5 protein-coding genes are annotated in these 8,578 nt (G+C 61.4%); all 5 read left to right on the top strand.

The features are described 5' to 3' along the window. On the top strand, positions 1-506 hold a 506-nt coding region (locus K8W16_RS10530), incomplete at its 5' end, for an amino acid ABC transporter ATP-binding protein (protein WP_304123463.1). A gap of 275 nt (positions 507-781) precedes the next feature. Continuing rightward, positions 782-2,668 (top strand): autotransporter assembly complex family protein, encoded by a 1,887-nt coding sequence (locus K8W16_RS10525; protein ID WP_304123459.1) that lies wholly within the window; start codon positions 782-784, stop codon positions 2,666-2,668. Further along, the gene (locus K8W16_RS10520) at positions 2,668-6,768 is read left to right on the top strand and encodes a translocation/assembly module TamB domain-containing protein (protein WP_304123456.1); all 4,101 of its coding nucleotides are present in this window, start codon (positions 2,668-2,670) and stop codon (positions 6,766-6,768) included. Before K8W16_RS10525 ends, K8W16_RS10520 begins: the two co-directional genes overlap by 1 nt. Positions 6,769-6,831: 63 nt before the next feature. Next, positions 6,832-7,671 carry an acyl-[acyl-carrier-protein] thioesterase gene (locus K8W16_RS10515; RefSeq protein ID WP_304123453.1) on the top strand — a complete coding sequence of 280 codons (840 nt, stop codon included), beginning with the start codon at positions 6,832-6,834 and terminating at the stop codon, positions 7,669-7,671. Between the two features lie 93 nt (positions 7,672-7,764). Further along, a complete protein-coding gene (locus K8W16_RS10510) occupies positions 7,765-8,319 on the top strand; it encodes a nitroreductase family protein (protein WP_304123449.1) in 555 nt (184 codons plus the stop codon). The last annotated feature ends 259 nt before the right edge of the window (positions 8,320-8,578 follow it).

Raw genomic sequence — 8,578 nt, 5'->3', positions numbered from 1 at the left:
GCCGCATGCGGCAGGATATGGGCATGGTGTTCCAGTCGTTCAATCTTTTTCCCCACCTGAACGTACTGGATAATCTCATCCTTTCCCCCATGCGCCTGCGCGGCATGAAAAGGAGCGAAGCCGAGGCCATGGCGGACGAACTGCTTGCGCGCATAGGCCTTGCCGACAAAAAATTCGCCTTTCCCGACGATCTTTCCGGCGGACAGAAACAGCGTGTGGCCATTATCCGCGCTCTGGCCATGAAGCCGCGCCTCATGCTTTTCGATGAGCCCACTTCCGCCCTCGACCCGGAAATGACGGGGGAAGTGCTGGAACTTATGGGCTCCCTGGCACGGGAAGGCATGACCATGCTGGCGGCGACCCATGAAATGGGCTTTGCCCGTGAAGCCGCAGACAGGGTGCTCTTCCTCGATCAGGGGGAGCTGCTTGAAGAAGGCTCCCCGGAGGATATCTTTGAACGACCTCGGCACCCGAGGCTCCGGCAGTTCCTTCAGTCCCTGGCGTAAGCCGCCTTCCCGGGAGAAGGCCCTGCATCACGCCTCCATAAAAAAGAAACAGCGTGTTGTGGAAGAACCCGGTCCCGCGAACGAAGATCATCCTGCCCTTCTCCTGCTCCAGACAGGCGTATACTTCCGGAAAAAGATTAAAGCAGCCGGAGATATGCCCCTCTTTCTTCCGTACAACACGCGGAAGACTGCTCCGCCCCGTGCCCCCGTGATTTTCCGTTCGGTCTTTTCCACGTCCCTTGCAAGTCGGGCACAGCCATGCTAGTGCTTGCATCATGTCCCGCAATATCCGCCAGATACTGTTTCTTCTGGGTGCATGGCTTCTCTTGTGCCCGCTCTCCGGCTGCGGACTCATTCAGCACGCCTCAACCCGGCAGGAAGAAGCCGAGCCTCTTTTTGAAAGCGACCCCGTGCGCTATGACGTAGACATACGCATAGAGGGCGACGCCGTGCCGGAACTCCGCTCTTCCATGGAAAAGCACAGTCAGCTCGTTCAGCTGAAGGATCAGCCGCCCGACGGCACGCTCGGCCTCATGCGGAGGGCTCGGGCGGATGAAAAGACCGCCGTGAAGCTTCTTCAGTCCCTCGGGTATTTCGACGGCACGGCAAGTGCCCACGTCTCGGAGGCGGAAAGCCCTGAAGCTCGGGCCCGCGTCACCCTTTCCCTTCTGCCCGGCCCCCGCTACCACCTGGGAAGAACGGAGCTTTCCTATCAGCCTTCGCCCGCGCCTCTGCCTCCCTTCCCCGGCATCACGCCTCCCCCGCCCCCGAAGCAGCTTTCCGGCCTGGGGGGAGACCAGCCCGCCGTGGCGGACAAGGTACTCGACGCCGTGGAAGACGTGCCCGACGCGCTGCACCGTTCCGGCTACCCGGAAGCGGCCGTAGCTTCCACCCGCTATACGCTGAACAAGAGCGAAAAGACACTGAACGCCGATGTTGTGGTCGACCCGGGGCCTGCCGCCGTTATGGGCAGGGCCGACATACGCGGCACGAAAAAGGTGGAACCCGAGTACCTCGCCAGGCTTATCACCTGGAGGAAGGGAGAGCCGTGGGATGAAAGGCGGCTCCAGGCCTATCGCCGCGAGCTTCAGAAGCTGGGGCTGTTCCGCTTTGTGGAGGTGAAGCCTGCCCCTTCCTCGCAGGGTACGGCGCTGGAAGGCGAATCCTGCCTGGAGCTCCCCGTTCTGGTGAACGTGAGGGAAACCAGCTTCCGCACCGTAAGCGCCAGCGCGCGCTATGCCACGGATACGGGCATGGGCCTCATGGGGGAATGGCAGCACCGCAACCTTTTCGGTGCGGGAGAAAAGCTGACCCTGAAGGCCCCCTTCGCCCAGGACAAGCGCGGCGTGCAGGCCGATTTTGAAAAACCTGCTTTCGGCCGCCCCGACCAGAAATTCCTGGCCGGAACCTCCTACCTCAGAGAAGATACCGACGCCTACGATACCACGGCCTTGAACGCCTATGCGGGTGTGGAACGCAAAATTTCCCCCTCGTGGTGGGCGAGTGTGAAGCTTTTCGGCGAAGAAGGCTCGGTGACGCGCACAAGTCAGGACGAATACCGCTATGCCAGCCTTATCTTCACCCTGCGTCGGGATACCCGCAACAACATGATGAACCCCGTGCGGGGGACCTATCTGCAGTGGGAAGCCGCCCCCACCACGGGCTATTACAACGGAAACTTTTCCGGGGTCTCCACCCAGGTGACCGCCTCCGGCTACTACGCCCCCTTCGGGGACGACGCCCTGGTACTCGCCGCAAGGACTTCCGCCGGATCCTTTCTCGGTGTTTCCATGGGCAATATTCCCCCCTCGCTGCGCTTCTACTGCGGCGGGGGCGGTTCCGTGCGCGGCTATTCCTACCAGGCCATAGGCCCGAAAGACAGCGACGGAGAACCCAGAGGCGGAAGATCCTTCCATGAAGTGAATCTGGAAGCCCGCTTCCGCGTTACCGAAACCATAGGCATCGTACCCTTCCTCGACGGAGGCATGGTATATGAAAGGGAAATGCCGGATCTGTTCAGGGACTTTCAGTGGGGCGCGGGCATAGGCCTGCGCTACTACACGCCCATCGGCCCCGTACGCCTTGATATCGCCGTTCCCCTGGACAAGAAAAGCGACGACAGAGGCTATCAGATCTATATCAGTATCGGGCAGAGCTTCTGATGAACGACCATACCCATGACGACAGACTCAGGGAACAGGCCCCTCCCCCGGATCCGCACGAAACAGGAAAAACCGCGCACAGGCGGCGTATGCTGCGCCTTGCCGTGTGGAGCCTTGCCCTTCTGCTTTTCCTCATCGCCGCAGCGGCAGGCGGGGGCCTGTTCTTCTTGAGGACTTCTTCAGGCGATGCCTGGCTCACCGCCACACTGAACAGCGCCCTGGGGCATCTTCCCGGAGGCCTGAGCGTTACCGTGGAAGCCTTCCACGGGCCGCTCCCCTCCCGGGCGGAACTGTCACGCATTGTATTAAAGGATGAGCTCGGCGCCTGGCTGGAAGCGGAAAGCGCCTCTGTATCCCTGGACTGGTCGAACCTGCCCAAGGCCGTCGTGATTACGGAAGTTACGCTGGAGACCCCGCGCCTTCTGCGCCTGCCCGTGCTTGCGCCGTCCCCCGCATCCGAAGAGTCTTCGCACCCCCTCAGCCCGGGGCAGGCCATGGCCGACGCGGGGAACCTTTTCCGGCACTGGCCCTCCTGGCTGCCCGAAGTACGCTTGGAACGCCTCGCCGTGAACGAAGCCTCGTTTCCTGCGGAACTTCTGGGGGAATGTGTGGTTGCGGGTCTTGAAGCCTCCGCTTCTGCGGGCCGAAACGGGGCGGAACTTTCCCTCACCCTCAGCCGAGGCGGCATCCCCTGCAAACCTCTTGTCCTGAAGGGTTCCTTTTCTCCGGACGCCGAGGGCCGCCTCAGCCTGCTGGGTTCCGATATGGGCTTTCTTGCGCTTCTTCCGCAGCAGGCCGGGCAGAACGGGGAACTTCTGTTCAGCCTTTCGGCCGACATTTCCCCAAAAATCCTGGAAGCCCATTTTTCCGGCAATATGAGAAATACGGAAAGCGGGGCACAGGAGCTTGCGGCGGCAGCTCAGGTAAGTTTCGACCTTCCTGCCGAAAAAGGCAACGGCTCGCTGAGTATGGATATTTTCCCCACGGCGGAGCGGTTCTGGTCTCTTGCCGGTCAGAAGGGGGCCACCCTTTCCGCAACGCTCGACATGAAGGCGGAAAAGGGTGAATCCCTCAGCCTGCACGCCGAAACCGACCTGAATCTTTCCGGCATGTCCTGGGAAAAAAGTGAGCTTGCCGCCCTTTTCGGAGAGGAATGTTCCCTTTCCGCTGCCGCGGGCCTCAGCCTGGAAGAAAAAACGCTGGAACTCACTCTGGAAGAAGCCGCCCTTCAGGCCGCACGCATACGGGCGAAGGCTGCGGGCTCTCTCTCCCTGCCCGGCATGGCCCTTTCCCCCGGTACCCGGGTTGAACTCCATGCCGAAGGCGGCCTGGAAGACGGTGCAGCCCTTTCCCCGGAGCTTTCGGGAGGGACAACGCTCCGGGCGGATATTTCCGGCCCCATGGACGCGCTTTCCGCGCATATTGCCTTTTCCGGCGACAAGCTCAGCCTCCCCGGCCTCACCCTGGAAAAGGCGGAAGCGGAACTTGCCCTCCCACATGCGGACATTCCCCGCCTGCTGGAAGAAATGCCGCACCTTTTCGCCAGGGTGCAGAAAGCGGAAACGATAAAGGAAGAAAACGCCGCGCCCCTGCCCGCCCCGGAGGAGCCGCCCCTTCTTGCCGGAAGCCTCGCCTCCTCCCTCCTGGCCAACGGGCAGAAAACCTCTCTGGAGGCCGCATGGAGCATGAAGGAAGGCACAGGGGAAAAAGGCCCCGGCCTTCTGCTTTCCCTGGAACGCCTTGCCCTGCACCTGGAACAAAACACTGTGGAAGGGAATGTTTCCGCCTTTGCGCCCTTTGCCGCGCCGCTGCCGAAAGAAGGTACGGTGGCGGCCCTCGCAGGTACGGTCCTGCCCGACCTGGACGGCACTTTGCGCGTCGATGTGCGGCAATGGGCTTCCTTTGCCCGGCTCTCCGGCCTGAATATCACAGGCTCTCCCCTGAATCTGGAAGTGAAGCTTTCCTCCCTGGAGGGGCAGTCGCTGGAAGCCAGAGGCTCTCTGGAAAGGCTGAACATACGCACAGGCAAAGAAAACATCGCCCTTGCGGGACTGAAAACCAGTCTCAAAGCCAGGGATACATGGGGGATGCCCGACCTCAACCTTGATGCACGGCTGCAAACCCTCTCGCTCCCGGCTCTTTCCCTGAGCCGTATTTCCGCCGTGGCGAAGGGCGGAGAGAAAGGTATTCAGGCAAGCGCGGAAAGCCATGGCGATATCCGTTCCCAGATAAAACTGCGCTGGAAGCCCGGAGAACTTGTTCTGCAGGCTTTGGAAGCCGAGGTCGTGCCCGGACTGCTCGGCCTTTCAGGCGCGCAGCCCGCCGGGCTGCGCCTGAACGCCCCGGCCACGCTTCGCTATGCCGAAAACCGCGTTTCCTTTTCCTCCCTTTCCCTGTCCGGCCTGCCTTCCGGCAAAATGGTGCTTTCCGGGTCCTGGACTCCGGAAAAAGCCGATATTACGGCCGAGTTGCAAACGCTCGACCTCGGACAACTGAACACACTTTTCCCAAGCCTGCCCCGGGGCATGGTGGAAGGCCGCGTCGCATTTGCAGGAACGCCGCAACGGCCTTCGGGAAACTTCATGTTAAACTTTAAAGAAATACTGATTCCCGGATCCACCCTACCCCCGCTGGACGGAGAAATTTCCGGCCGCCTTGCCGCATCCGGCAAAAGGCATACCCTCATCCTCTCCCTCGCCATGCCGGAAAAAAGCCGGAAAGCCCTGGGGCTGGAAACCCTGCACGCAGAAGTGAGCCTTCCCCTGTTCTCCTCTTCCGCTTCCGTACCCATGCCCGACATGGACGGCCCCATGCAGGGTGATATCGCCTTTTCCGGCGACCTTTCGCAGCTGTGGAAGCTCGCGCCCGTGACGGATCAGAAACTTTCCGGAAGGTTGAACCTGGAAGCCTCACTTTCCGGAAGCCTCTCCTCTCCCGTGCTCACCCTTGACGCCGGGCTTGAGAACGGAAGCTTTGCCGACATAGCCCAAGGCGTGGAGTTTCGGCATATACGCCTGAGCGCCCGGGCCGACAAGCTGCATCTGACGAAGAAATCCGAAAACCGGCTGGAATTCACTTTTTCTGCCGACGACAACCGCCAGGGCATGGTGAGCCTTTCCGGCAGTCTCGACCCCGCCACCCTGGCCCTTGACGTAGAGGGGAAGATCAACCGCCTTTCCCCCCTGCGCAGGCAGGACGCGAGCATCATGCTCTCCGGCACGCTGAGCGTGAGCGGTACGGCCCTTGATCCCTCCATCCGGGCCGATATCACCGTAGACAAAGGACAGGTGCAGCTTGCGAAGCTTCCCGGCGGGGATATCGTCACCCTGCCCGTCGAGGAGCCGGGCCAGAAGGCAAAGGCCGAGGCCGCGCCCCTTCAGGGGAAACTCAATGTGCGCATCCATATCCCCAATCAGTTTTTCCTCCGGGGCTACGGACTGGATTGCGAGTGGAAGGGCGACATACGCCTGCGCGGCCCCCTTGCCCGGCCGGTGGTGACGGGCGAGGTCCAGGCCGTGCGCGGCACGCTGGATATCCTCGGCAAACGGTTCAAGCTTTCCGAAGGGGAAATCACCTTCGACGGCGGCTGGCCCGTGAGCCCGGCTCTGAATGTGATCATGCAATACACCTCCAGCAGCATCACGGCCGATATCACGGTAAGCGGCACGGCTGCCAAACCGGAAATCACGCTTTCCAGCGAACCGGAAATGCCCCAGGATGAAATACTCTCCCAGATCATGTTCGGCAAGGAGGCCAACTCGCTCAGCCATGTGCAGGCGCTTCAGCTTGCTGCCGGAGCGGCGGAGCTCGCCGGATTCGGCGGAGGCGGAGTCATGGATTTCGGCCGCAGGATACTCGGGCTGGACGTGCTCAAGCTCAATTCCGAAGAAAACGACGGCGACACCGACAGTTCCAGGACTTCGCTGGAAATGGGCACCTATGTGCGCGACAACGTGTATGTGGGCGTGGAACAAGGATTGGGCAAGGAAAGCGAAACCGAGGCCGTGGTGGAAATAGAACTCTACCCCGGACTGGAAGCTCAGGCGAAGACCTCCTCCTCTCGGACGGAAGTGGGCCTGGAATGGAAGAAAAACTACTGACCCGCGCGTATGCACGGTAAAAATATCCGGCCGGCCCCGGCAGGATATGCAGAGAGGTACGATATGCCCGTCTTATCCACCCCGGCGGACGACGCTTCCGAGCTGCGTCTCATGGTCCGCTACGGGGAAATCGGTGAAAACGGAGTGGCCACGCTTCCCGCCCTGGGAAACTGGCTTCAGGAGGCGGCGGGCAGGAACGCCGACGCCCTGGGCTTCGGCGAAAAAGCCCTTCTGGCCTACAACCTTACCTGGGTGCTCACCCGCCTTGCCCTGCGCATCGCCCGCCTGCCCCGAGCCGGTGAGGAGCTTTGCATCCATACCTGGCCTTCCACCATGGACCGCTTCGGCCACCGGGGCTATAAAGTGTACGACGCTTCGGGGGGGCTCATCGCTACGGGCAGCAGCGCATGGTCTGTCATGGAACTTTCAAGCCGCAGCATGGCGCGCCTTCCTGCAGCGCTCGCACCGAAATACCCTGCAGCCCCACGCCCGTGCGAGACTTTCAGCTGCCGCGTCATTCCGCGCCTGCGGCCGGAGGAGGCTTCCTCCTGCCCGCTTCGAGTAAGAAGGGATGACCTGGATATCAACGGCCATGTGAACAACACGCGCTACCTTGCCTGGATTCTGGAAACCCTGCCTCCCGCACCGGCTCTCCTGAACGGCTGGCGCGAACCTCTGACGCCGCGCATGGTGGATATCACCTTCAGGGCGGAAAGTTTCCCTCAGGAAGAGCTGGCCTGCCTCTGCGCTCCGGCGGAAGCCCCGGAAAGCGCGCCGAAAAGCGTGCTCGGCCTTCCCGCGCCCTGTGCCCGGCTTCATTCCATCCAGAGAAACTCCGACCGGTCGGAGGTATGCCGGGCCCTCACCTTATGGGAGCAGCCCCCGGAAAAGGAAGGCTCCTAGAAAAAGCTGATACTCACGCCGGACATGAGTATCACGCCTCTGCGCCCTTTTTCTTCCTTCGCTTTGCCGTATGCTGAAGAAAAAGGAGTTCCTATGGAAAGTACGGACGCTTTCACCGCCATTTTCACAAGGCGCAGCATACGCAGATTCGCCTCAAAACCCATCGGCAGCGCCGCACAGCACCTTCTGCTCAGGGCCGCCTTTGCCGCTCCTTCTTCGGAAAACGCCCTGACCAAACGCTTCATCGTCATAAACGACAGGGAGATGCTGGATCATCTCCCCTCCCTGCACCCTTCGGCCGAACCTGCCCGCGAAGCGCCTCTCGCACTTCTCATCTGCTGCGACACCTCGGCCGCCCCTCAGACGGTGTTCTGGCCGCAGGACTGCGCCGCCGCGACGGAAAACGTCATGCTGGCAGCAAGGGCCATGGGCATAGGCTCCCTGTGGTGCGGCATACACCCCGTAGAGGCAAGAGAGGAAGCCTTCATGAAGGCCTTCGGTCTGCCGGGCATGGTGAGGCCTGCAAGCCTCATTATCCTGGGCTATCCGCTTCAGGACTTTTTGGTGGAAGATCGCTATGATGCGCGTCTGGTCCGCTCCGATCACTGGTCGCACCCCTATACGCCGGAAGAAACGCCGCAATTCTGACCAAAGAGCGTAACCCCATTGCCGGAAAGTTCTCTGCACCGCAACACGACGCAGAAACGGCAAATCCGCACGCCCCGGCAACGCGACCGGCTTCCGGCAGAAATCCGTGGACATTCCGCTTCCCGCCAGAAAAGGGGCCCCACCGGCATAGCCGGTGGTTCCTCTTATGCGCCTGTAAGGCTTTCTTACCAGCCGCGCCCTAGCAGGCGCATGTACGGTCTGACATCTGCATTTCTGTTACCGGCGGCCCGTAAACGGG

It is taken from the genome of Mailhella massiliensis, from assembly GCF_020741395.1.
Classification (GTDB): Bacteria; Desulfobacterota; Desulfovibrionia; order Desulfovibrionales; family Desulfovibrionaceae; genus Mailhella; species Mailhella massiliensis_A.
This window is presented reverse-complemented; position numbering and strand designations above follow the sequence as displayed.

Bases quoted from the DNA above. Each gene is read 5' to 3' on its own strand.
- K8W16_RS10520 (WP_304123456.1), top strand. From the start codon at position 2,668: ATGAACGACCATACCCATGACGACAGACTCAGGGAACAGGCCCCTCCC.
- K8W16_RS10525 (WP_304123459.1), top strand. From the start codon at position 782: ATGTCCCGCAATATCCGCCAGATACTGTTTCTTCTGGGTGCATGGCTT.
- K8W16_RS10515 (WP_304123453.1), top strand. From the start codon at position 6,832: ATGCCCGTCTTATCCACCCCGGCGGACGACGCTTCCGAGCTGCGTCTC.
- K8W16_RS10510 (WP_304123449.1), top strand. From the start codon at position 7,765: ATGGAAAGTACGGACGCTTTCACCGCCATTTTCACAAGGCGCAGCATA.